Origin of the sequence: Jeongeupia naejangsanensis, from assembly GCF_016865585.1 — a bacterium.
Taxonomy (GTDB): Bacteria; Pseudomonadota; Gammaproteobacteria; order Burkholderiales; family Chitinibacteraceae; genus Jeongeupia; species Jeongeupia naejangsanensis.
Genome location: NZ_JAESND010000004.1, coordinates 31,011 through 53,143 on the forward strand (window position 1 = coordinate 31,011; position 22,133 = coordinate 53,143).

Here is a 22,133-nt window from a genome sequence, read left to right on the forward strand (position 1 = left end):
CGCTCCGGTTATCGGCGTCCGCCGCCGCGGGATGGGACCGGGCGGCTGATCTGGCTTCGGCTCGACGCGCCGCGCATGCTGTCCTGACGGGCTGCGCCGCCGCGATCCATCTGGTTGAAGGAGTTGTTGCGCTGGCCGGCATGGTCGCGGTTCGAGCCACGGTCGGCAGCCGTCTGGCGATCCCTTGTGCCGTGATCGATTCCGCCCTGCGATGGATTCCGGGCGTCACGATTGATCCCGCCTTGTGATGGCGTGCGGGCGTCGCGGTTGCCGGCCGAATGCTGGCGGTCCCGTCCGCCGGCATCGGGGCGTTCGCGCAGCGATCCCTTGTCCACGTTGCCGAGCTGGCCGCGTTCCTGGTCGGCGCGGCCACGGAAGGCTTCGCGGCTGTCGACACCGGTCCGGTTGCCACGGTAGCGCTGCTGGGTCGCATTGTCGCGGTACTGCACGCCACGCCGGTGGTCGACGTTGTGATTCCAGTTGCTGTTGCTGATGTTGGTGCGGTTGAAGTTGTTGTAGCGGTTGACGTTGATGTCGACGTCGCCGCGGCCCCAGTTGCAGCCGCCCCACAGCGCCGAACCGACGATCACCCCGGCGGTGAACGAGAAGAATGCCGTGCCGGCCACGTAACCGGGTGGGTACCAGTAGTAGGGCGTATAGGCCGGATAGGGCCACGGGCCGTAGACCACGGTCGGGTTGTACGTCGGTACGTAGACGACCTCGGGCTGGGCCGGCTCGATCTTGATCACCGTGGTGCTGCCGCTACTGTCGGTGGTGACCGTCTGTTCCTTGCTTGATTTGAGATTGCCTTGCGCTTCGGCCTTGGTGCGCAGCCGCTGCGCCGCGTCGAGCACATCCTTCTGCTGGGCGAGGAAGGCATCGCCGAGCTTCTGCGTCCAGTCGAGCTTGTCGTTCATCATCTGCAGCACTTGCGGGAACGCGGTCAGCGATTTCACGCTGGCGTCCCAGCTCTGCTTCTGCAGTGCGTCTTCCAGCGCTTTGTCCTTCAGGTTCGGATTGGCCTGGCGCCAGCGCTGCGCCTCGACGACCTCGAGCGGATAGGTCGACGCCATCAGGACTTGCGCCAGCAGCGAATCGGGGTAGAGCGCGATAGGGGCGACGAGCTGTTCGATCTCTTCCGGCTTGAAGGTGGCCGCACCAGCTTGGCCGTTGGCGGCCTGCGCATGGCCGCAGACGAGCAGTACGACGAACAGCAATGCACGCATCAGTGCTTGCATCGTTCCTCCTTCGAGGCGGACGAGTCACAGGGAGATGCCTTACTTTAGCTGTTGCCAGTGTCTACGACAATGCGATTGCCGCAGTGGAGTGACGGCTGACGCCACACCTACGGCCAGTGTCGGGCCCGGCCGGGTTCAGTGCCCGGCGATGACCGCGAGGAAGTCGTCGCCGTACTTGTCGAGCTTGCGGTCGCCAACGCCGGTGACACGGCCCAGTTCGTAGTGGTCGGCCGGGCGCAGGCGGACCATTTCCTTCAGCGTTGCGTCGCCGAAGATCACATAGGCCGGCACGTTCTGGTCGTCGGCCAATGCCTTGCGCTTGCGGCGCAGCGCCTGCCATAGCGCGTTGTCTGCCGGCGAATCGAAGCCGGCATCGCGACTCTTGGCGGTGAAGGTTTCGCTGCGGGCGCGCAGGAAGACCTCGGCTTCGCCCTTCAGGATCGGCCGGGCCGAATCGGCCAGCGCCAGACCGCCCCGGCTTTCGGGTGACAGCTGCAGCGCGCCGCGCGCGACCAGCTGGCGGAAGATCGCCCGCCACGTGGCTTCGGGCGTGTCCTTGCCGATGCCGTAGGTCGACACCGTCTGGTGGCAGTGTTCGCGGACCTTGGCGTTGTCCTTGCCGAGCAGCACGTCGACCAGATGGCCGACGCCGAAGCGGTTGCCGGTGCGGAACACGCACGACAGCGCCTTGCGTGCCGCATCGCTCACGTCGACGAGCTTGGGCGGATTCAGGCAGTTGTCGCAGTTGCCGCAAGCCTGGGTTGCTTCGCCGAAGTAGCCGAGCAAGGTCTGGCGGCGGCAGTCGGTGGCTTCGACGAAGCCGAGCATCGCATCGAGCTTGCGGCGCTCGACCATCTTCTGTTCGTCGGGGGTGTTCGAGCCTTCGATCATCTGCGTCAGCAGCATCAGGTCGTTCAGCCCGTAGGTCAGCCACGCGTTGGCCGGCAGGCCGTCGCGGCCGGCGCGGCCGGTTTCCTGGTAGTAGTTCTCGATGCTCTTGGGCAGGTCGAGGTGGGCGACAAAGCGCACGTCGGGCTTGTCGATGCCCATGCCGAAGGCGATGGTCGCGACCATCACCACGCCTTCGTCGCGCAGGAAAATCTTCTGGTGATTGGCGCGAGTGCTGGCGTCGAGCCCGGCGTGATAGGGATAGGCGCGGATCTGCTTCTCGCGCAGCCATGCCGCCGTGTCTTCGACCTTCTTGCGCGACAGGCAGTAGACGATGCCCGATTCGCCCTCGTGCTCGCGACGGATGAAGCTCAGCAGCTGGTCGCGGCCGTTCTGCTTTTCGACGATGGTGTAGCGCAGGTTGGGGCGGTCGAAGCTCGAGACGAACTGGCGTGCGCCCTTGAGCCGCAGCCGTTCGGCGATTTCCTCGCGCGTTGCGTGGTCGGCGGTCGCGGTCAGCGCGATGCGCGGTACGCCGGGGAAGTCGTCGGCGAGGATGGACAGTTGCAGGTATTCGGGGCGGAAATCGTGGCCCCATTGCGACACGCAGTGCGCCTCGTCGATCGCGAACAGTGATACCGGGCCGCTCTTGATCAGCCCCATGAAGCGCGGCGTCATCAGTCGTTCGGGCGCGACGTAGAGCAGCTTGAGCCTGCCCGAGAGGAAATCGCGCTCGATCTCGCGTGCGGCGTCGAGGTCGACGGTCGAGTTGAGGAAGGCCGCGGCGACGCCGAGTTCCTTCAACGTATCGACCTGATCCTGCATCAGCGCGATCAGCGGCGACACCACCACGGCGCAGCCGTCGCGCAGCAGTGCCGGCACCTGATAGCACAGCGATTTGCCGCCACCGGTCGGCATCAGCACCAGCGCGTCGCCGCCGTTCGCGACGTGTTCGACGATCTCGCCCTGCTGGCCGCGGAAGGCGTGATAACCGAAAACGTGTTCGAGGACGGAAAGCGGGGTGGCGGACATCGGGGGACTTGGATCGCAGGAAGCCGGTCATTGTACGCCGGACCGAAGGTGCAGAGTCGCCGGCCGCTTACCGGCCGGCTCGGGTAAAATGCGCGATTGACCCGAATACGCATGACACAGGAAGCACCGATGACCCTCCACGAACTGATCTCGACCCGTGTTGCCGCCGCGCTCGCCGCCGTCGGCGTGCCAGACGCACCTGCCGCGGTGGCACCGGCTTCGCGACCGGAGTTCGGCGACTATCAGGCCAACGGCGTGATGGGCGCGGCCAAGAAGCTCAAGCAGAACCCGCGCGAGCTGGCCGGTAAGGTCATCGACGCGCTCGATCTGGACGGCATCGCCAGTAAGATCGAGATTGCCGGTCCGGGTTTCATCAACATCACCCTCGACGACGGCTTCCTCGCCGCACAGGTCGCGCGCCAGCATGGCGACGTGCGCCTCGGCACCGGCGCCGACGTGGCGCAGAAGGTCGTCATCGACTACTCGTCGCCGAACCTCGCGAAGGAAATGCACGTCGGCCACCTGCGCTCGACCATCATCGGCGACGCGCTCGCCCGGGTGCTGCGCTTCATGGGCCACGAAGTGATCGCCCAGAACCACGTCGGCGACTGGGGCACGCAGTTCGGCATGCTGACCGCATACCTGGTCGAGCGCGAGGAAGACGGCAGCGACGATACGCTGGCGCTCGACGATCTCGAAGGTTTTTATCGCGCAGCCAAGTTGCGCTTCGATGAAGATGAAGCTTTTGCGACCCGCGCCCGCGACTATGTGGTGAAGCTGCAAAGTGGCGATGTGCGCGTACGTGCATTGTGGGAACGCTTCCTCGACATCTCGCTGACGCATTGCGAGGCGGTCTACGCCAAGCTGGGCGTACAGCTGACCCGCGACGACGTGATGGGCGAATCGGCCTACAACGACGATCTGGCGCCGGTCGTCGCCGACCTGAAGGCCAAGGGGCTGGTGACCGAGTCCGAAGGCGCGCAGGTCGTCTTCCTCGACGAATTCAAGAACAAGGACGGCGAGCCACAGGCCTATATCGTGCAGAAACAGGATGGCGGCTTCCTGTACTCGACGTCGGACCTGGCCGCGGCCCGCTACCGCGCCGACAAGCTCAAGGCCGACCGCGCGCTCTACGTCGTCGACGCGCGTCAGGGCCTGCACTTCCAGCAAGTGTTCACCGTCGCGCGCAAGGCCGGCTTCGTCCCGGCCGACATGCAGCTCGAGCACGTCGCCTTCGGCACGATGATGGGCGAGGACGGCAAGCCGTTCAAAACCCGCTCCGGCGGCGTCGTCAAACTCGCCGAACTGCTGGCCGAGGCCGAACAGCGTGCGTTCGATCTGGTGAGCAGCAAGAACCCGGATCTGGACGAAGCGGCGCGCCGGCAGATTGCCCGCGTCGTCGGCATCGGTGCGGTCAAGTACGCCGACCTGTCGAAGCATCGCACCAGCGATTACGTGTTCGACTGGAACACGATGCTGAGCTTCGAAGGCAACACCGCCCCGTATCTGCAGTACGCCTACACGCGGATCGCCAGCATTTTCCGCCAGGCCGGCGAGTTCGACGCGCACGCGGCAATCCGGATTGCCGAGCCGGCCGAGCATCAGCTCGCGCTGCAACTGGCGCAGTTCCCCGAGTTGCTGCAACAGGTCGCGGCCGACACCTGCCCGCACTTCCTCTGCGCCTACCTGTACCAGCTGGCGACCAAGTTCAGCCGCTTCTATGAGGCCTGCCCGGTGCTCAAGTCGGAGGGTGACGTCCGCGCCAGCCGGCTCGCACTGTGCGCAGCCACTGCCAAGACGCTGTCGACCGGTCTGGGTCTGCTCGGCATCGACGTGCTCGAGGCGATGTAAGGCGATCTGCGCCTCACCAAAACCCCGGCCGATGCCGGGGTTTTTGTTGGCGGGTCATCACGGCTATGACGCTGGAATTTTGCAATGCTTTGAGTTAGCTTTTCCTTTTCTTGCTTAGTGTGTAGAGAATTGCTGCCGTTACGCGCAGCGGTCGTGCCGGTGGGCAAGGCGCGCCGGTTTGGTCCAACCGGCGATTGCGTCATACAGCATGTCGCCGTCTCCTTTGCCTGGTTCTGATTCGGAGCACCCATGAAAATCACCATCGAAACCCTCGTCAACGCCGGCATCGGCCCAGTCTGGAGCGCTTGGAACAACCCGGACGACATCGTGCGCTGGAATGCCGCATCCGATGACTGGCATACGACCAGCAGCCGTGTCGATCTGCGCGAAGGCGGCACATTCAGTGCGCGAATGGAGGCCAGGGACGGCAGCTTCGGCTTCGATTTCGAAGGTGTTTACACCCGGATTGTCGAGCACGCGCTGATCGAATATGCGATGGGCGACAGCCGTACGGTGGCCGTCACGTTCGAGCCGGTTGCCGGGGGCGTGAAGGTGACCGAGACCTTCGACGCCGAGGACACGCACAGCGCCGAACAACAGCGGCAGGGCTGGCAGGCCATCCTCGACCGGTTTGCGCGCTACGTCGAAGCAAAGGCGTGACGGCCACGACATGACCAGGCTTGTCGGCCGTGGCAGGACGGCGGAGGTCTACGATCACGATGACGGCCAGGTGCTGAAACTGTTCCATGGTTTCGTCGATGCCGCATCGGTGGAAGGCGAATTCGCCAAAGCCCGGTTTGCCCGGGCAAACCGGATCAGCACGCCTGCTGCGCTGTCGCTGGTGCAACGGGACGACAGGCTGGGGATCGTTTACCAGAAGGTTGCCGGTCGCTCGCTGCTCGACGCGCTCAAGCGCCGGCCGCTCGGCATGAGGGGTATTGCCCGGCAAATGGCATGCCTGCACCGCAGCGTTCACGCCGTCGAAGGCGCGCCCGAACTCGCCAGCCAGAAACAGGTGCTGTGTGATGCAATCAGGCAAGCGGCCGGGCTGGATGCGCGCAGCAAGCAGACGGTGATCGATTACACCATGACGTTGCCGGACGGGCAGGCGTTGTGCCACGGCGACTTTCATCCCGACAATATTCTGGTTGATGCAGGTCTGTGGGTGATCGACTGGATGACCGGCGTCCGGGGGCACCCGGCCTGCGATGTGGCCAGAACCGCGATGCTGCTCGAGTGCGCAGACATTCCCGGCGACATGCCGGTCCTGGTCCGCCGCCTGATGGGCCGGATGCAGGCCTGGCTGGCGCATACCTACCTGCGCGAGTATCTACGGCCCGGTGGGCTGAGTGCCGCCGAGGTGGCGCAATGGCGTTTGCCCAACGACGCTGCGCGTCTGGCCGAGCGCTTGGGCCCGAACGAACGGCGCGTCATGCTCGCGCGGATCGATGCGGCCATGCAGGCGGTCCGCTGACAACCGTGCGCGGCCGCGAACTTCAACGAATTTGAACGGAGACGATGGTGCATATCGAAGTAGACGATCTAGACCCGCCCGCAGGTGCACGCGCTGTTGCGCGAGCATCTGGCCGGCATGCACGCCAGTTCGCCCGAGGGCTGCGTGCAGGCGCTCGATCTGTCGGGCCTGAAAACGCCGGCGGTGACGTTCTGGACCGCATGGGACGGTGATGAGCTGATCGGCTGTGGCGCGCTGAAGGCGCTGGACGACACGCAGGGCGAGATCAAGTCGATGCGTACCGCGCATGGCCATCTGCGCACGGGTGTGGCACAGGCGATTCTGGACACGGCGCTGGCCGAAGCCACGCGGCGCGGTTACGCGCGGGTGAGTCTGGAAACCGGTTCGTCACCGGCCTTCGGCGCGGCGCAGGCGCTGTACGCGCGCAACGGTTTTATCCGCTGCAGCGCATTCGGCGACTATCTGGCGAATGATTTCAGCGTCTTCATGACCCGGGCTCTGCCGGGCCACGGGCCGTCTGGTCTGCAATCCGGGCAGGAGTACGGGAATGGCCATTGAAACACTGATCACCGGTGTCGCGCACATCGGCATCCGGGTGCACGAGCTGGCACGGTCGAGGGCGTTTTACGAGCTGCTGGGCTTCCGCTTCGTCGTCGGCCCGGTCGGGCCGGAGCCGGTGGCGGTGATGTCGCATCCGTCCGGGCTGGAGGTGAATTTCATCCTGAATGCCTCGGCTGCCGCGACGCGGAACGTGCTGATGGACATCGACGACAAGCACGCCGGTTATACGCACATGGCGCTGGCGGTCAGCGATGTGCTGGCCGTGAAGAGGGGGCTGGAAGCGGCCGGGGTTGCGATCTCCGAAGGCCCGATCACCTTTTCGACCGGGTCGACGTCGATTTTCGTGCGCGACCCGGACTGGAACGTGATCGAGTTCAACCAGAAGGGATGACCCCGCCTGGCACGGCGTTCCGCCATGCTGGCGCGGGGTTACCGCAAGCCGAGTGCCCTGACGATCTCGGCGTCGTTGCGCTCGACCTCGACGAAGCCGAGCGCGGCATACAGCGCCGAGGCCGCAACGTTGGCCGGGCGATGACCGATCAGGATGCGTTTGCCGCCCTGTGCGGCCAATTCGTCGATCAGGCGCAGCATCGCCGCCTTGCCGTGGCCCCGGCGCTGGTGCTGCGCATCGATCATCAGCATCACGATCCAGTCCTCGCCGGTATCCGGATCCTTGCCGAGCACGGCAAAGCCGACGAGGTCGCCGCCGGCATGAATTGCACGCAGCCGGAAGCTCGGTTCGAATTTCGACTCGGCGATCCATTCGAGCACCGAGAACGGAAAGTGCGGCAGCTGTTCGGCCGAGACGCGCAAGGCCGCGCAGGCGTACCAGTTGTCGCGGGTCACTTCGTGCAGTGACACCACGGGTTCAGACCGGCGTGGTGACGACCGCGGTGCCGCTGGCCGAAACCATCAGCATGCCGTTGTTCTGGCCGAGCACTTCATAGTCGAGATCGATGCCGATCACCGCGTTGGCGCCCAGCGCGGCGGCACGTTCCTGCAATTCCTGCAGCGCAATGTCGCGGGCTTTCTGCAGTTCCTTCTCGTACGTGGCCGAGCGGCCGCCGACGAGATCGCGAATGCCGGCGAACAGGTCCTTGAAGACATTGGCACCGAGGATGGCTTCGCCGGTGACGATGCCGCAGTAGCGGTTGATCTTGTGGCCTTCGAGCGTGGCGGTGGTGGTAACGATCATGCGGGACTCCAGGTCGTGGGAACGGGCGGAACGGCGTTCAATGATCGGACAGTCTGGCAGGTTCTGCCCATTGCTTGGGCAGGGGCAAGCCGGCTTGGTTCCATGGCGGTCGGGAGGTGCGGCGCATGAAAAACGCCACCGCATGCGGTGGCGTTGCCGTGAGGGAAGAGGCTTACAGGCCGGCGTCGGCCAGCATCTCGCGCGTCAGCAGGAAGACGAAGCCGTCGCCGCTGGCGGTATCGAGCCAGACGAAGGGCAGCTGCGGGTAAGCGGCTTCGAGCACGTCGCGGTTGTGGCCGATCTCGACGACGAGCACGCCGCGCGGATTGAGGAAGGCGCTGGCGTTGTCGATCAGCTTGCGGGTGATGTCGAGGCCGTCTTCGCCGCTGCCGAGGGCCATGTCCGGCTCGTGCCGGTACTCCTCCGGCAGTTCGTCCATCGACGGCGCGTCGACATAGGGCGGGTTCGAGATGATCAGGTCGTAGACCTCGCCGGTCACCGGTTCGAACAGGTCGCCGTCGAGCAGGTCGATGCGGTCGCCGAGGTGATAGTCGGCAACGTTGATTTCGGCCACGTCGAGCGCGTCCGGACTCAGGTCGACGGCGTCGACCTGCGCGTCCGGGAAGGCATCGGCGAGCAGGATCGCCAGGCAGCCCGAACCGGTGCACAGGTCGAGTGCGCGGTGAACCAGCTCCGCGTGTTCGATCCACGGCTCCAGCGCTTCGTTGAACAGCAGTTCGGCGATGAACGAGCGCGGCACGATGGTGCGTTCGTCGACGTAGAACTTGTATTCGCCCAGCCAGGCTTCCTTGGTCAGGTAGGCGGTCGGAATGTGTTCGTCGGCGCGCTTGCGGATCACCTCGACCAGCTTGTCGACTTCGGAGGGCAGCAGCCGGGCTTCGAGGAACGGTTCGAGCTTGTCGAGCGGCAGCTTCAGCGTCGCCAGCAGCAGGTAGACCGCTTCATCGAAAGCGTTGTCGGTGCCGTGACCGTAGAACAGCCCGGCTTCGTTGAAGCGGCTGACGGCAAAACGCAGGCAGTCTCGCACCGTGGAGAGGTGTTGGCGGGCGGCTTCATACATGGACGGGACTCCGGCGGCTTGAAAATACCGGCAGTGTAGTGGGGTGGCGCCGAATCGGCGAGCGGGCTGTTCGTCGTGGCGCTTTCCTCAGGCTTTCACAAGGGTCGTCCGATGCACCGCGCGGCGGTCTGCCTGCACGGAATGTGCCAATTGGGGATGCGGTAGCGGTGCCATCGGTGTACATTTCTGCCTTTTCGTTCAAGCTGTTGGCGCATTTTTGCGCGCAGCAACCGCAGGGCACACCGCTAATGAGTTTCTCGACCCTGGGCTTGGCCCGGGAAGTACAGCAGGCCGTCGAGGCCATGGGTTACGAAAACCCGACCCCGATCCAGGCGAAGGCCATTCCGCTGGTGCTCGCCGGTCGCGACGTGCTGGGTGCGGCACAGACCGGCACCGGCAAGACTGCCGCGTTCACGCTGCCGATCCTGACCCTGCTGGCGCCGCATGCCAGCAACAGCGTTTCGCCGGCCAAGCACCCGGTCCGCGCGCTGATCCTGACGCCGACGCGCGAGCTGGCCGACCAGGTCGGTGAAAACGTCAAAACCTATTCGCAGTTCATGCCTTTGCGCAGCCACATCGTGTTTGGCGGCGTCGACATCAAGGCACAGATTCCGCCGCTGCGCGCCGGTGTCGAAGTGCTGATCGCCACGCCGGGTCGCCTGCTCGACCACGTGCAGCAGAAGAGCGTGAACCTGTCTCAGGTCGAGATCCTCGTGCTCGACGAAGCCGACCGCATGCTCGACATGGGCTTCATCCTCGACATCAAGAAAATCATCTCGATGTTGCCCAAGCGCAAGCAGACGCTGCTGTTCTCGGCGACGTTCTCGCCGGAAATCAAGAAGCTCTCGGCCGAATTCCTGAACAATCCGGAACTCGTCGAAGTGGCGCGGCAGAACGCGACCAACGACAACGTCGAGCAACTGCTGCACCCGTGCGAAACACATCGCAAGCCCGCGCTGCTGGCGCACCTGATCCGTACCCACCAGATGGGTCAGGTCATCGTCTTCAACCGCACCAAGATCGGTGCCGATTCGGTTGCGCGCGAACTCAAGCGCGGCGGCTTCAACTGTGAGGCGATCCACGGCGACCGCGAACAGCGTGCGCGGCTCGAGACGTTGCAGCGCTTCAAGGAAGGCACGCTGCAGATCCTCGTGGCGACCGACGTTGCCGCGCGCGGACTCGACATTTCCGAGCTGCCGTACGTGGTCAACTTCGAGCTGCCGAACAACCCGGAAGACTACGTCCACCGGATCGGCCGCACCGGCCGTGCCGGCGCCAAGGGCGTGGCGATCTCGCTGGTCGATCCGGGCGAGGACAAGGCCTACGCGCTGATCCAGAAGCTGATCAAGAAGGAACTGCCGCTGACGCCGGTGCCGGGCTACTCGCCGGGCACGACGCCGGTGCAACCGGAACGGCCGAACCGGGGCGAGCGCCGCCATCCGGAAGAGCGTCGCGACACCACCGAAGCGCGCGCCGCTGCGCCGCGTCAGACGCGTCCGCGCGGCAACGACATCGACGTACCGCTGCCGACCAAGCCGCTGCCGTCGCTGCCCAAGCGCCCGCAACAGATCGCCGCACTGTTCCTGCCTCCGAAGCATCCGGTCAGCAAGTAATCCGCCGATGAGCGACTTCGCCGCGCGATGGACCGCAAGGCTGCAGACCGGATTTCCGGTACTGGCGGCCATGCAGGTCACCTTGCGCGGCGATGCCGTTTCATGGGCGCTGCATGCGCCGTTTGCACCAAACCGCAACGACCACGCCACCGCCTTCGGTGGCAGCCTGTCGACGCTGGCGACGATTGCCGGCTGGCTCTACGTCAACGAGGCGGCGGCCAAGGTCGTCGGTGATCGCGTCGACGTCGTGATCCAGACCGGCAACGCCCATTTCGTCATGCCGCTGCAGGCCGATCTGGTCGCGACGGTGCTGCCGGTAGGCGAGGCCGAGCTGGCTGCCTTCCATCGCACGCTGGCCCGCCGCGGCCGCGCGCGGTTGACGGTGCATGCAACGGTCGGCGACGGCACGGCCGAGGCGGTGCGTTTCACCGGCCAGTACGTCGCCGTGCGTTTGCCGGAATGAAAAAAGCCGCTGATTCAGCGGCTTTTTTCATTGGCGGTCCGCTCGGTCAGGCGGCAACCAGACGCACTGCCAGCGGCGTGCCGCCGTCGACCAACGCAATCAGCCGGTCGATGTTCGGGTGCTTGCCCGGGAAGGCTTCGGCATCGGCGGTGTGCTCGGCGTAGAGGCGCAGACCCTTGTCGGCGGCAATGGCGTCAATGGCACCAAATTCCTGGAACAGCGCGTGATAGACGCGCACACTGCCGGCCTGGCCCGGCTTGTTCTCGATACGTGCAACGACGTTGTCGCCGTGCAGCAGTTCCAGTGCGGCCAGGTGATCGATGGTCGGAAGGGTGTCGAGAATGTCCTTGAAGCTCATGATGTGTCCTGATGTCAACGTCGTGCGGCGTGCCGCGTTGTGGGCTGCGGGGCTGGCCCGATTCGAATTCGTGAAGGAGTGTGCCATGAAAAACGTGTTGCTTGCCGTCTTGCTGCTGGGGTGCGCCGGCGGTGCGCTTGCCGCTACCGGCGACGTGTCGAAAGCCGATTACCTGCAGCGTGCGGGGAGCCATTTCGATCAGGTCGATACCAACCATGATGGCGTGCTGAGCGAGCAGGAACGTGCGGCGGCGATGTCCCGGCTGGCCGAGAAGCGGGCCGCCCGTGATGGTAGTGAGGTGACGATGCCCCATCGCGAGATCAAGGGCGACATCAGCAAGGCCGACTTCCTGGCCAAGGCCGGGGCGCATTTCGACAAGCTCGATGCCAATCACGACGGCATGCTGAGCCGGGACGAGCGCCGTGCCGGCTGGCAAGCGATGCGCAAATCCTGATCGGCGGCTGATCAGACGGCGTCGTTGCCCCAGACGGTGCCGGCGCCGAGCGCGAGCTTGGCGGTATCGATGACCGCTGCCACGCGGTAGGCCGGCAGCGCGGTGTCGCGCGAGACCGGTAGCGAGAGGGTCTGGCCGAGGTGGTCGAGGTAGGCCACGGCAATCGGCGCATCGTCGCGGCCGGCCGTCTCGCGAATGATGGCGGTTTCGCCATTGGCCAGCGTGACGGTGGCGCCGGGCGGGAACACGCCGACGGTTTCGGTGAACAGTCTGGCCAGCTTGGCATCCACGCCGTCGGCCAGGCTTTGCTTCAGTGCGGTGTCGGCGCGTTGTGCGTGGCGCCAGGCGCTTTGCGTCAGCATCGCGCAGTAGCGGTCGGCCAGACCGAGCAGTCGCGCCTCGAAACGGATCGCATCGCCCTTGAGCTGTTGCGGGTAGCCGCTGCCATCGGGCGCTTCGTGATGCTGCAGGACGCAATCCAGCCACAGGGTGTCGGCGACGCCGCGCAGGCGCAGCAGATCCCGGCTGTGCTGCGGGTGTTGCTGCATCGATTCGCGCTGTTCGGCCGACAGCGGCGTGGTTTGACTGGCCAGCGCCGTCTGCAAGCTCTGCATGCCGACATTCATCGTCAGTGCCGCTGCGATGACCGGCAGCCGCTCGGCACGCGGACGGCCGAGCCGGGTCAGGACCAGTTCGACCACGGTCGCCACGTCGCAGGCGTGCCGCGCCGGATAGGCGCCGTGCTGGTCGACCAGAATCTGCGCCAGCGCGACATTGCGGTTTTGTGCGCACGCCAGCTGGACGGCCTTGGCGACATTGACGATGTCGGCGGCGAACGGCGAGTAGTGCCCGTCGTCGGCCAGCAATGCGTCGAGGCGGTGGCGGGCTGCGCGGATCAGTCGGGCTGGGCTGAGCGTATGGGTTTGCATGATGTCACGGTGTGGTCGTGACGAAGATTCTAGCCGATCTGTCATGAGATTCCGTCAGGCAGATCGCCCCGAAAACGCAAACGCCCTTTGCCCGGATTGCCGAACAAAGGGCGCCGAGGCGGAGCCGAGCCGGTGTCAGTCTTCGTCGGCTTCGTCGATCCAGGCGAGCTGGATGGCTTCGAGGATCTTTTCGCCGCAATGCTTCGGGTCGTCGTTGAAGTCCGGCAGGGCCAGCACCCAGTTGCGCAGGTCGACGAAGTTGACCTTGAGCGGGCTGATGTCCGGATGGGTTTCGGCAAGTTCGATGGCGATCAGGCGGCTGTCGGTCCATTTCATGGCTGGGTGTCCTCTTTGACTTTGGCAACGCGTCCGCCGGTCAGCGCGACGAGGTGATCGGGTGCCAGCGCGAACACGCTGTTCGGCGTGCCGGCGGCGGCCCAGAGTTCGGTATGGCCGAGCAGGTCTTCATCGATCAGCGTGATCGGCGTTTCGACATGCGCGATCGGCGCCACGCCGCCGATGACGAAGCCGGTGCGGGTGCGCACGAAGTCGGCATCGGCGCGGCCGATTTTTTCGCCGACCAGCGCGGCAACGGCCTTCTCGTCGACACGGTTGGCGCCGCTGGTGACGACGAGCACGTGACGTTCACTGGCCTTGGCACGCAGGATCACCGATTTGGCGATCTGGGCGACATCACAGCCGATGGCCGCCGCAGCATCGGCGCTGGTACGCGTCGATGCATCGAACTCGACGATTCGGGTTTCGATCCCGGCAGCGTCGAGTGCCGCGGCAACGCGCTGCTGGCTCTCCGAACGCATTTCAGTGATGCTCGCGCGCGTGGTTGATCGTGTATTTCGGCAGTTCGACCACCAGCTCGGTGTCGGCAACCAGTGCCTGACACGACAGGCGCGAGCACGGCTCCAGGCCCCAGGCCTTGTCGAGCTGGTCTTCTTCCATTTCTTCGGCCGGTTCCAGACTGTTGAAGCCTTCGCGGATCAGCACGTGACAGGTGGTGCACGCGCACGACATCTCGCAGGCGTGTTCGATCTCGATATCGTTTTCGAGCAGCGCCTGGCAGATCGATGTGCCCGGCTTGGCGTCGAACACCGTGCCTTCAGGACACAGTGTCGGGTGCGGCAGTACTACGACTTGGGTCATGTTTCCTTGTCCCCTTAAAAATCGCTGACCTTGTGGCCAGCCAGCCCGCGGCTCACGGCGCGATCCATCCGGCGGGCGGCGAAGTCGCCGCTGGCCTGATTGAGCGCCTCGGCGGCGGTGCGGATGAGATTTGCGTTGCTGCCGGCGTTGGCAGCTTGTGCTGCGGCGAGGGCGGCATCGACGGCCTGGCGCTCGTCGGCGTTCAGCAGGTCACCATCCTGTTCGAGCGCGGCCAGCGTTGCGTTGACGATGCTCTTGGATTCGACGCGGGCCTCGGCCAGCTTGCGCGCTTCCAAGTCGTCGCCGGCATGTGCCATCGAGTCGCTGAGCATCCGGCCGATCTCATCGTCGGACAGCCCGTACGACGGCTTGACGACGATGCTGGCCTGCACGCCCGAACTCTGCTCCTGCGCCGAAACGCTCAGCAGCCCGTCGGCATCGACCTGGAAGGTGACGCGGATGCGCGCGGCGCCGGCGACCATGGCCGGAATGCCGCGCAGCTCGAACCGCGCCAGCGAGCGGCAGTCGGTCACGAGTTCGCGTTCGCCCTGCAGCACATGGATCGCCATCGCGGTCTGGCCGTCCTTGAAGGTGGTGAACTCCTGCGCGCGCGCGGTCGGGATCGTACTGTTGCGCGGGATCACCTTCTCGACGAGTCCGCCCATGGTTTCAAGGCCGAGCGACAGCGGGATCACGTCGAGCAGCAGCCAGTCGTCGTCGCCCTTGTTGCCGGCGAGCACATTGGCCTGCATCGCCGCGCCCAGCGCGACGACCTTGTCCGGGTCGAGATTGGTCAGTGGCGGCTTGCCGAACAGCTGGGCGACGGCGCGGCGCACGTGCGGCATGCGCGTGGCGCCGCCGACGAGGACGACACCCTTGATGTCGTCGGCCGTGAGCCGGGCGTCGCGCAGTGCGCGGCGTACCGGGGTGATGGTTTTCTGCACCAGATGGTCGGTGATCTGCTGGAAGATTTCGGCAGTCAGCTCGACGTCGATGACGCTGTCGTCGGAGAGCTTGGCGGTCACCTGCGTCGTCGCGTGATCGGTCAGGGCTTCCTTGGCCTGACGCGCCTTGGTCAGCAGCAGGCGGGCGTCGCGGTCGTTCAGTTGCGACAGGCCGGCAGCCTCGAGAATCCAGCAGTACAGCCGGTGGTCGAAGTCGTCGCCGCCGAGCTTGGAGTCACCGCTGGTTGCACGGACTTCGAACACGCCGCGGGTGAGTTCGAGGATGGACACGTCGAAGGTGCCGCCACCGAGGTCGTAGACGACGTATGTGCCTTCGGACGCGTTGTCGAGGCCGTAGGCGATCGCCGCCGCGGTCGGCTCGTTCAGCAGCCGCAACACGTTCAGGCCGGCGAGGCGGGCGGCATCCTTGGTTGCCTGGCGCTGGGCGTCGTCGAAGTAGGCCGGGACGGTGATGACCGCACCGACGAGGTCGCCGCCGAGGCTCTGTTCGGCGCGGAAGCGCAAGGCCTTGAGGATGTCGGCCGACACTTCGACCGGGCTCTTGATGCCGGCCACGGTCGACAGCTTGAGCATGCCGGGCTCGTCGACAAAGCGGTACGGCGTTGCCGCATCGGCGACATCGGTCAGCCCGCGGCCCATGAAGCGTTTGACCGAGACGATGGTGTTCGCCGGGTCCTGGTTCTGTCTTTTTTGCGCGGCATGGCCGACGGTGACAGTCTGGTCTGCGCCGTAGTGGACGACCGACGGCAGCAGGGTGCGGCCATCGTCGTCCGGCAGACAGGCGGCACTGCCGCTGCGTACGGTGGCGACCAGCGAGTTGGTCGTGCCCAAGTCGATGCCGACCGCCAGGCGGTGCTGGTGTGGCGCGGCGGAAAGGCCGGGCTCGGAAATCTGCAGTAGGGCCATGGTTTCGCGGTATCAGGGATCAAAACGGCGCCCAACGGGCGCCAGTGGCATCAGAAAAGCACGGCTTCGATGGCGTCGCCGATTTCCTCGTGCAGCTTTTCGAGGAAGCGCAGCTTGCGCACGGCCATGGCGGCAGCCGGGTAGTCACGGTCGTCGTCGATGAGTGCGCCCAGTTCCTGGGTCAACGCGTCGGTTTCCTGCGCGAGATCGCGGTTCAGCGCCTCGAGCGCATCGACGCTGCGCGAAGCCTTGGTGTCGCCGATGGCTTCACGCCATTCCATCTGCGCCATCAGGAAGTCCATCGGCATTGCCGTGTTGGTTTCTTCCTCGGTATCGACGCCGGCCAGTGTCAGCAGGTAGCGGCCACGCGCCAACGGTGACTTCAGCGTCTGGTACGCCTCATTGACCCGGGTGGCAATCTGCAGGCTCAGTCGTCGGGTCGCGTCGTCATGGCTGGCGTAGCGGTCCGGATGGTATTCGGTCTGCAGCGCCTTGTAGCGGGCATCAAGCCGGGCGCGGTCGAGCGCGAAGCTCGTAGGCAGCTCGAACAGCGCGAAATGGCTTTGGGCGAAATCGAAATTCATCGGCGGGAGGTCGGCAGCGGGCAGGCGGTCAGACGTGGAAGCTTTCGCCGCAGCCGCACTCGTTCTTCACGTTCGGATTGTTGAACTTGAAGCCTTCGTTCAAGCCTTCCTTCGCGAAGTCGAGTTCGGTGCCGTCGATGTAGGCAAGGCTCTTGACGTCGGTGTACAGCTTGACGCCGTGGCTCTCGAACATGAGGTCGTCCTCGATCTCGACGTCGACGAACTCGAGCTTGTACGCCATGCCCGAGCAGCCGGCGGTCTTCACGAACAGACGGATGCCCAGCCCCTTGCCGCGTTTGGCAAGGAAGTTGCGGATATGCGTTGCGGCGGCGTCGGTAAGCGTCAGTGCCATGCTTGTTACTCCTGCGGCAGGAACGGGCCACGCCCGTCCTGCAATCGATACATCAGTCGTGCTTTTTCTTGTAGTCGGCCACGGCGGCCTTGATCGCATCTTCGGCGAGGATCGAGCAGTGGATCTTGACCGGCGGCAAGGCCAGCTCTTCGGCGATCTGGGTGTTCTTGATCGACAGCGCTTCGTCGAGCGTCTTGCCCTTGACCCATTCGGTGACCAGCGAGCTCGATGCAATCGCCGAGCCGCAGCCGTAGGTCTTGAACTTCGCATCTTCGATCACGCCATCGGCGCCGACCTTGATCTGCAGCTTCATCACGTCGCCACAGGCCGGTGCGCCGACCATGCCGGTACCGACATCGTCGTCGCCCTTGTCGAACGCGCCGACATTGCGCGGGTTTTCGTAGTGGTCGAGGACCTTTTCGCTGTAAGCCATTTGGAATACCTCCAGTTCAGTGTTCGTCGAGCCTGTCTGTCGCGCCGCTTTTAGGCGTGGATCACAGTGTCAGGCAAGGCGTGGAGCCGCGACGTTTACTTTTGGGTAAACGAGCGGCTGCGCAACGCAGCATGATGCTGCGAGGCGCGCCTAAAAATCAGTGGGCGGCCCATTCGATGGTGCTGATATCGATGCCTTCCTTGTACATGTCCCACAGCGGCGACAGTTCGCGCAGCTTGCCGATCTTCTGATGAATCAGTTTCACCGCGAAGTCGATGTCGTCTTCGGTGGTGAAGCGGCCGATGGTGAAGCGGATCGAGCTGTGGGCCAGTTCGTCCGAGCGGCCCAGTGCGCGCAGGACGTACGACGGTTCGAGCGAGGCAGACGTACAGGCCGAGCCCGACGACACCGCCAGTTCCTTCAGCGCCATGATCAGCGATTCGCCTTCGACGAAGTTGAAGCTGACGTTGAGGTTGTGCGGCACGCGGCGATCCATGTCGCCGTTCAGGTGGGTTTCCTCGATGTCCGACAGGCCGGCCCAGAGGCGGTCGCGCAGCTTGCGGGTGCGTTCGAGTTCCTTTTCCATGTCTTCACGGGCAACGCGGAACGCTTCGCCCATGCCGACGATCTGGTGCGTGGCCAGCGTGCCCGAGCGGAAGCCGCGTTCGTGGCCGCCACCGTGCATCTGCGCTTCGAGCCGAACGCGCGGCTTGCGGCGGATGTACAGCGCGCCGACGCCCTTCGGGCCGTAGCTCTTGTGCGCCGACATGCTCAGCAGGTCGATCTTGAGCTTTTGCAGGTCGATCGCGACCTTGCCGGTTGCCTGGGCGGCGTCGACGTGGAAGATGATCCCGCGCTCGCGGCAGATCTCGCCGATGGTTTCGACGTCCTGGATCACACCGATTTCGTTGTTCACGAACATGACCGAGACGAGGATGGTGTCGTCGCGCAGTGCGGCCTTGAACACGTCCAGATCGAGCAAGCCGTCATCCTTGACGTCCAGATAGGTCACGTCGAAGCCCTGGCGCTCCAGCTCGCGGCACGGATCGAGTACGGCCTTGTGCTCGGTCTTCACCGTGATGATGTGCTTGCCCTTGGTCTTGTAGAAGTTGGCCGCGCCCTTAATCGCCAGGTTGTCCGACTCGGTCGCGCCCGAGGTCCAGACGATTTCCTTCGGGTCGGCGTTGATCAGCGCAGCGACCTGTTCGCGCGCTTCCTCGACGGCGGCTTCCGCGTCCCAACCGTAGGCGTGCGAGCGGCTCGCCGGGTTGCCGAAAATTTCGGTCAGGTACGGAATCATTTTCTGCGCCACGCGCGGATCGACCGGGGTAGTGGCGGAGTAATCGAGGTAGATCGGCTTCTTGTCCATTGGAGCTCCTGTTTGCCCGGTCATTGCTGGGCGGGTAATTCGCTGTGCCGTGCGCCGCGCGCATCGACCAGCACGCTGGCGGCATCAAGCCGGCGGCGCTGTTTTTCCAGTTGTTTTTCCACGAGTTCGGCCAGCGTCACCGACGAGAGGAACTCGAAAATCGTCGCGTTCAGCCCGGACCACAGGTCGTGGGTCATGCAGCGGTGTTCCTCGAGGCAGTTTTCCTTGCCGCCGCACTGGGTCGCATCGATCGGCTCGTCAACCGCACAGATGATCGCCGCAACGGTGATCTCGTTTGACGGCCGGGCCAGACAGTAGCCGCCGCCGGGGCCGCGGACGCTGTCGACCAGCTCGCGCCGGCGCAGCTTGCCGAAAAGCTGCTCGAGGTAGGAAAGCGAGATGTGCTGCCGTTCACTGATGCCGGCAAGCGTCACCGGGCCACCGGCTTCGCGCAGGGCGAGGTCGAGCATGGCGGTAACGGCAAAGCGGCCCTTGGTGGTCAGTCGCATCGTGCGCTCTTCAATCCTTCTAATCGTCGGCTAGATCGTAAAATACCCTAGTGTTTTAGTCAACTAAAATCCTGACTGATTCACTCGGCTATTCGGGGCGTCGGGACGCCCTTATTCGACGATCTTGTTCAAGTAATCGGGGTCGAACTGGTCACTGCTGGCGCGCTCCTTGCTGCAGTCGACGCCGAGCTGTTCGAGTTTCTTCAGGATCGCCTCGACCTTGGCATCGGTATTCACCGAGTGGTCGAGCAGGCCGTGAATGGCCTTGACCACCGGGTCGTTGACGTCGCCGGAGATGCCGTAGGCGGAGAAGCCGAGTTCTTGCGCTTTCTGCATGCGCGCGCTGTCGATGCTCGATTCGATGATCCGTGCCGGATTGCCGACGGCGGTGGCACCGGCCGGCACCGGTTTGACGACGACCGCGTTCGAGCCGACCTTGGCGCCAGCGCCGATCGTGATCGGACCGAGAATCTTGGCACCGGCACCGACGATGACACCGGCTTCCAGTGTCGGGTGGCGCTTGCCCTTGTTCCATGTGGTGCCGCCGAGCGTCACGCCGTGGTACAGCGTACAGTCGTCGCCGATCACGGCGGTTTCGCCAACGACGATGCCCATGCCGTGGTCGATGAACACGCGCTGGCCGATGGTCGCGCCGGGGTGGATCTCGATGCCGGTGAGGAAACGCCCGAGGTGCGAGACGAAGCGGGCCAGCAGCTTGATGTCGCGCCGCCACAGGCCATTGGCCACGATGTGCAGCGTCAGCGCATGAAAACCCGGGTAACAGGTGACCACTTCCCACACCGAACGGGCGGCAGGGTCACGATCGAAGACAACTCGGATGTTTTCACGCAGGCGGGCAAGCATGGCGGAGACGAGCGGGGCAGCAAAGCCGAGTATTTTACTCGACTTTGCGTGCGGCTGCAGCCCTGCCGCCGTCATGGGTATCGGGCAGCGGATCGGTTACCATTGGCTTTTCCGCCTTGCAGGCGGTGTCAATTTCACTCATCAAACCAGACATGACGATCCAGACGATTCCCACTCGCGCGTTCGACGGCCAGAAGCCCGGTACTTCGGGCCTGCGCAAGAAAGTGACGGTGTTCCAGCAGCCGCATTATCTCGAGAACTTCGTTCAGGCCGTGTTCGACACCGTGCCGCTGGCGGGGGCCACGCTGGTGCTCGGCGGCGACGGTCGCTTCCACAACCGGGTGGCCGTCGACACCATCGTGCGCATGGCTGCGGCCAACGGCGTGGCGCGGGTGCTGGTCGGGCAGGGCGGCTTGCTGTCGACGCCGGCGGTCAGCTGCGTGATCCGCAAGCACGGCGCCGACGGCGGCATCATACTCTCCGCGTCGCACAACCCCGGTGGCCCGGATGGCGACTTCGGCATCAAGTACAACATCGGCAACGGCGGCCCGGCGCCGGAGAAAATCACCGACGCGATCTACGCCGTGACGCAGACGATCACCGAATACCGGATCGTTGAGTCGGCCGAGTTCGATCTCGACACCCTTGGCCGTTACAGCGTTGGCGACATGATCGTCGACGTCATCGACCCGGTCGACGACTACGCCGAGCTGATGCAGCAGCTGTTCGACTTCGACGCGATCCGTGCCTGGTTCGCCGCCGGCCACACGCTGCGCTTCGACGCGATGAGCGCGGCATCGGGTCCGTATGCGACCCGGCTGCTTGAGGGGCTGCTCGGCGCCACGCCCGGCTCGGTGGTCAACGGCGTGCCGCTCGAAGACTTCGGCGGCCACCACCCGGACCCGAACCCGGCGCATGCGACCGAGCTGATCGATGCAATGCGCGGCGGTTCTGCTCCCCATGGCGCACCCGACTTCGGTGCAGCCAGCGACGGCGACGCCGACCGCAATATGGTCGTCGGCCGCAAGCACAACGTCTCGCCGTCCGACAGCCTCGCGGTCTTGGCGGCCAACGCGACGCTGATCCCCGGTTACGCCAACGGCCTGGCCGGCGTCGCCCGCTCGATGCCGACCTCGTGCGCTGTCGACGTTGTTGCGGAGGAACTCGGCATCGACTGCTTCGAAACCCCGACCGGCTGGAAATTCTTCGGCAACCTGCTCGACGCCGGCAAGGTGACGCTGTGCGGCGAGGAAAGCTACGGCACCGGCTCCGACCACGTGCGCGAGAAGGACGGCGTCTGGGCAGTGCTGTGCTGGCTCAACCTTGTCGCCAAAACCGGCCAATCGATCGACGAATTGCTTGAAGCCCACTGGGCGCGCTTCGGCCGCCACTACTACAGCCGCCACGACTTCGAAGCCATCGACACCGTCGCCGCCAACGCGCTGGTCGACGGCCTGCGCGCCAAACTGCCGACCTTGGTTGGCAGCCAACTCGCCGGCAAGCGCATCGCTCTGGCCGACGACTTTGCCTACGACGATCCGATCGACCACAGCCACAGCGCCAAGCAAGGCATCCGCATCGTCTTCGACGACGGCGCACGGATCGTCTACCGGCTCTCCGGCACCGGCACCGATGGCGCAACGTTGCGGGTGTATCTGGAACAACCCGAACGCGATCGGCTTGATCTGGATGCGCAGGAAGCGCTGGCACCGCTGATCGCGGCTTCGCGTGAATTGGCGGACATCAAGGGGCTGACCGGGCGCGAAGCGCCGACAGTGGTGACTTGATTGGTTTGATGAGTCTGCAAACAACAACGCCGGCAATTGCCGGCGTTTTGTTTATTGATCGTCTTGTGT

The 22,133-nt window shown here is 64.8% G+C and carries 26 protein-coding genes; 9 read left to right on the plus strand and 17 right to left on the minus strand.

Features of this window, described 5'->3' with window-relative positions; genetic code table 11:
- Positions 1-8: 8 nt before the first annotated feature.
- Positions 9-1,238 (minus strand): DUF3300 domain-containing protein, encoded by a 1,230-nt coding sequence (locus JMJ54_RS09665; protein ID WP_203538195.1) that lies wholly within the window; start codon positions 1,236-1,238, stop codon positions 9-11.
- Positions 1,239-1,373: 135 nt separating this feature from the next.
- On the minus strand, positions 1,374-3,158 hold the full coding sequence (gene recQ, locus JMJ54_RS09670) for a DNA helicase RecQ (RefSeq protein ID WP_203538197.1): 1,785 nt from the start codon (positions 3,156-3,158) through the stop codon (positions 1,374-1,376).
- Positions 3,159-3,287: 129 nt separating this feature from the next.
- Here recQ and argS point away from each other — a divergent pair, with 129 nt between their 5' ends.
- The 5 genes from argS to JMJ54_RS09695 all read left to right on the plus strand — a co-directional run bounded on the left by argS (position 3,288) and on the right by JMJ54_RS09695 (position 7,435).
- A complete protein-coding gene (argS, locus tag JMJ54_RS09675; protein WP_203538199.1) occupies positions 3,288-5,009 on the plus strand; it encodes an arginine--tRNA ligase in 1,722 nt (573 codons plus the stop codon).
- 249 nt (positions 5,010-5,258) lie between these two features.
- On the plus strand, positions 5,259-5,669 hold the full coding sequence (locus JMJ54_RS09680; protein WP_203538202.1) for an SRPBCC family protein: 411 nt from the start codon (positions 5,259-5,261) through the stop codon (positions 5,667-5,669).
- Positions 5,670-5,679: 10 nt separating this feature from the next.
- On the plus strand, positions 5,680-6,483 hold the full coding sequence (locus tag JMJ54_RS09685; protein ID WP_203538204.1) for a phosphotransferase family protein: 804 nt from the start codon (positions 5,680-5,682) through the stop codon (positions 6,481-6,483).
- An 84-nt stretch (positions 6,484-6,567) separates the two neighbouring features.
- The gene (locus tag JMJ54_RS09690) at positions 6,568-7,041 is read left to right on the plus strand and encodes a GNAT family N-acetyltransferase (protein ID WP_203538205.1); all 474 of its coding nucleotides are present in this window, start codon (positions 6,568-6,570) and stop codon (positions 7,039-7,041) included.
- Positions 7,031-7,435, plus strand: coding sequence for a VOC family protein (locus JMJ54_RS09695; protein ID WP_203538206.1), 405 nt, complete (start codon positions 7,031-7,033; stop codon positions 7,433-7,435). Before JMJ54_RS09690 ends, JMJ54_RS09695 begins: the two co-directional genes overlap by 11 nt.
- Before the next feature lie 38 nt (positions 7,436-7,473).
- Here the strand turns inward: JMJ54_RS09695 and JMJ54_RS09700 are convergent, their stop codons facing one another.
- The 3 genes from JMJ54_RS09700 to prmB all read right to left on the minus strand — a co-directional run bounded on the left by JMJ54_RS09700 (position 7,474) and on the right by prmB (position 9,320).
- A complete protein-coding gene (locus JMJ54_RS09700) occupies positions 7,474-7,905 on the minus strand; it encodes a GNAT family N-acetyltransferase (protein ID WP_203538207.1) in 432 nt (143 codons plus the stop codon).
- 7 nt (positions 7,906-7,912) lie between these two features.
- A complete protein-coding gene (locus JMJ54_RS09705; RefSeq protein WP_203538208.1) occupies positions 7,913-8,239 on the minus strand; it encodes a heavy metal-binding domain-containing protein in 327 nt (108 codons plus the stop codon).
- Between the two features lie 172 nt (positions 8,240-8,411).
- Entirely contained in the window at positions 8,412-9,320 is a 909-nt protein-coding gene (prmB, locus tag JMJ54_RS09710; RefSeq protein WP_203538209.1) for a 50S ribosomal protein L3 N(5)-glutamine methyltransferase, read from the minus strand.
- 248 nt (positions 9,321-9,568) lie between these two features.
- Between prmB and JMJ54_RS09715 the strand changes: the two genes are divergently transcribed.
- Positions 9,569-10,933 (plus strand): DEAD/DEAH box helicase, encoded by a 1,365-nt coding sequence (locus JMJ54_RS09715; protein ID WP_203538210.1) that lies wholly within the window; start codon positions 9,569-9,571, stop codon positions 10,931-10,933.
- Between the two features lie 7 nt (positions 10,934-10,940).
- Positions 10,941-11,396, plus strand: a complete 456-nt coding sequence (locus tag JMJ54_RS09720) for a YiiD C-terminal domain-containing protein (RefSeq protein WP_203538211.1) — start codon at positions 10,941-10,943, stop codon at positions 11,394-11,396.
- Between the two features lie 46 nt (positions 11,397-11,442).
- Here JMJ54_RS09720 and JMJ54_RS09725 read toward each other — a convergent pair whose 3' ends face one another.
- Complete coding sequence (locus JMJ54_RS09725; protein WP_203538212.1) at positions 11,443-11,754, minus strand: DUF2322 family protein; 312 nt, start codon at positions 11,752-11,754, stop codon at positions 11,443-11,445.
- An 85-nt stretch (positions 11,755-11,839) separates the two neighbouring features.
- Between JMJ54_RS09725 and JMJ54_RS09730 the strand changes: the two genes are divergently transcribed.
- On the plus strand, positions 11,840-12,208 hold the full coding sequence (locus JMJ54_RS09730) for an EF-hand domain-containing protein (protein ID WP_203538214.1): 369 nt from the start codon (positions 11,840-11,842) through the stop codon (positions 12,206-12,208).
- Between the two features lie 11 nt (positions 12,209-12,219).
- On the opposite strand, the gene JMJ54_RS09735 is transcribed toward JMJ54_RS09730, so the two are convergent.
- The 11 genes from JMJ54_RS09735 to cysE all read right to left on the minus strand — a co-directional run bounded on the left by JMJ54_RS09735 (position 12,220) and on the right by cysE (position 20,277).
- Positions 12,220-13,137: an HD-GYP domain-containing protein gene (locus tag JMJ54_RS09735; RefSeq protein WP_203538216.1), complete on the minus strand. Its 918-nt coding sequence runs from the start codon at positions 13,135-13,137 to the stop codon at positions 12,220-12,222.
- A 135-nt stretch (positions 13,138-13,272) separates the two neighbouring features.
- Positions 13,273-13,473: a Fe-S cluster assembly protein IscX gene (iscX, locus tag JMJ54_RS09740; RefSeq protein WP_189458141.1), complete on the minus strand. Its 201-nt coding sequence runs from the start codon at positions 13,471-13,473 to the stop codon at positions 13,273-13,275.
- A complete protein-coding gene (locus JMJ54_RS09745; RefSeq protein WP_203538218.1) occupies positions 13,470-13,955 on the minus strand; it encodes a YbaK/EbsC family protein in 486 nt (161 codons plus the stop codon). Before JMJ54_RS09745 ends, iscX begins: the two co-directional genes overlap by 4 nt.
- A 1-nt stretch (position 13,956) precedes the next feature.
- Positions 13,957-14,295: an ISC system 2Fe-2S type ferredoxin gene (gene fdx, locus JMJ54_RS09750; protein WP_203538220.1), complete on the minus strand. Its 339-nt coding sequence runs from the start codon at positions 14,293-14,295 to the stop codon at positions 13,957-13,959.
- 14 nt (positions 14,296-14,309) lie between these two features.
- Positions 14,310-16,166, minus strand: a complete 1,857-nt coding sequence (gene hscA / locus JMJ54_RS09755; protein ID WP_203538222.1) for a Fe-S protein assembly chaperone HscA — start codon at positions 16,164-16,166, stop codon at positions 14,310-14,312.
- Between the two features lie 50 nt (positions 16,167-16,216).
- Positions 16,217-16,750 (minus strand): Fe-S protein assembly co-chaperone HscB, encoded by a 534-nt coding sequence (gene hscB, locus JMJ54_RS09760; RefSeq protein WP_203538224.1) that lies wholly within the window; start codon positions 16,748-16,750, stop codon positions 16,217-16,219.
- A 28-nt stretch (positions 16,751-16,778) separates the two neighbouring features.
- On the minus strand, positions 16,779-17,102 hold the full coding sequence (gene iscA, locus JMJ54_RS09765) for an iron-sulfur cluster assembly protein IscA (protein WP_203538226.1): 324 nt from the start codon (positions 17,100-17,102) through the stop codon (positions 16,779-16,781).
- A 52-nt stretch (positions 17,103-17,154) separates the two neighbouring features.
- Positions 17,155-17,535, minus strand: coding sequence for a Fe-S cluster assembly scaffold IscU (iscU, locus tag JMJ54_RS09770; RefSeq protein ID WP_070530879.1), 381 nt, complete (start codon positions 17,533-17,535; stop codon positions 17,155-17,157).
- Between the two features lie 157 nt (positions 17,536-17,692).
- Positions 17,693-18,904: an IscS subfamily cysteine desulfurase gene (locus JMJ54_RS09775; RefSeq protein ID WP_203538227.1), complete on the minus strand. Its 1,212-nt coding sequence runs from the start codon at positions 18,902-18,904 to the stop codon at positions 17,693-17,695.
- A 20-nt stretch (positions 18,905-18,924) separates the two neighbouring features.
- A complete protein-coding gene (gene iscR / locus JMJ54_RS09780; protein WP_189458147.1) occupies positions 18,925-19,413 on the minus strand; it encodes a Fe-S cluster assembly transcriptional regulator IscR in 489 nt (162 codons plus the stop codon).
- Positions 19,414-19,524: 111 nt separating this feature from the next.
- Positions 19,525-20,277 (minus strand): serine O-acetyltransferase, encoded by a 753-nt coding sequence (gene cysE, locus JMJ54_RS09785; protein ID WP_203538228.1) that lies wholly within the window; start codon positions 20,275-20,277, stop codon positions 19,525-19,527.
- Between the two features lie 152 nt (positions 20,278-20,429).
- On the opposite strand from cysE, the gene JMJ54_RS09790 reads away from it, so the two are divergent.
- Positions 20,430-22,064, plus strand: a complete 1,635-nt coding sequence (locus JMJ54_RS09790) for an alpha-D-glucose phosphate-specific phosphoglucomutase (protein WP_203538229.1) — start codon at positions 20,430-20,432, stop codon at positions 22,062-22,064.
- The last annotated feature ends 69 nt before the right edge of the window (positions 22,065-22,133 follow it).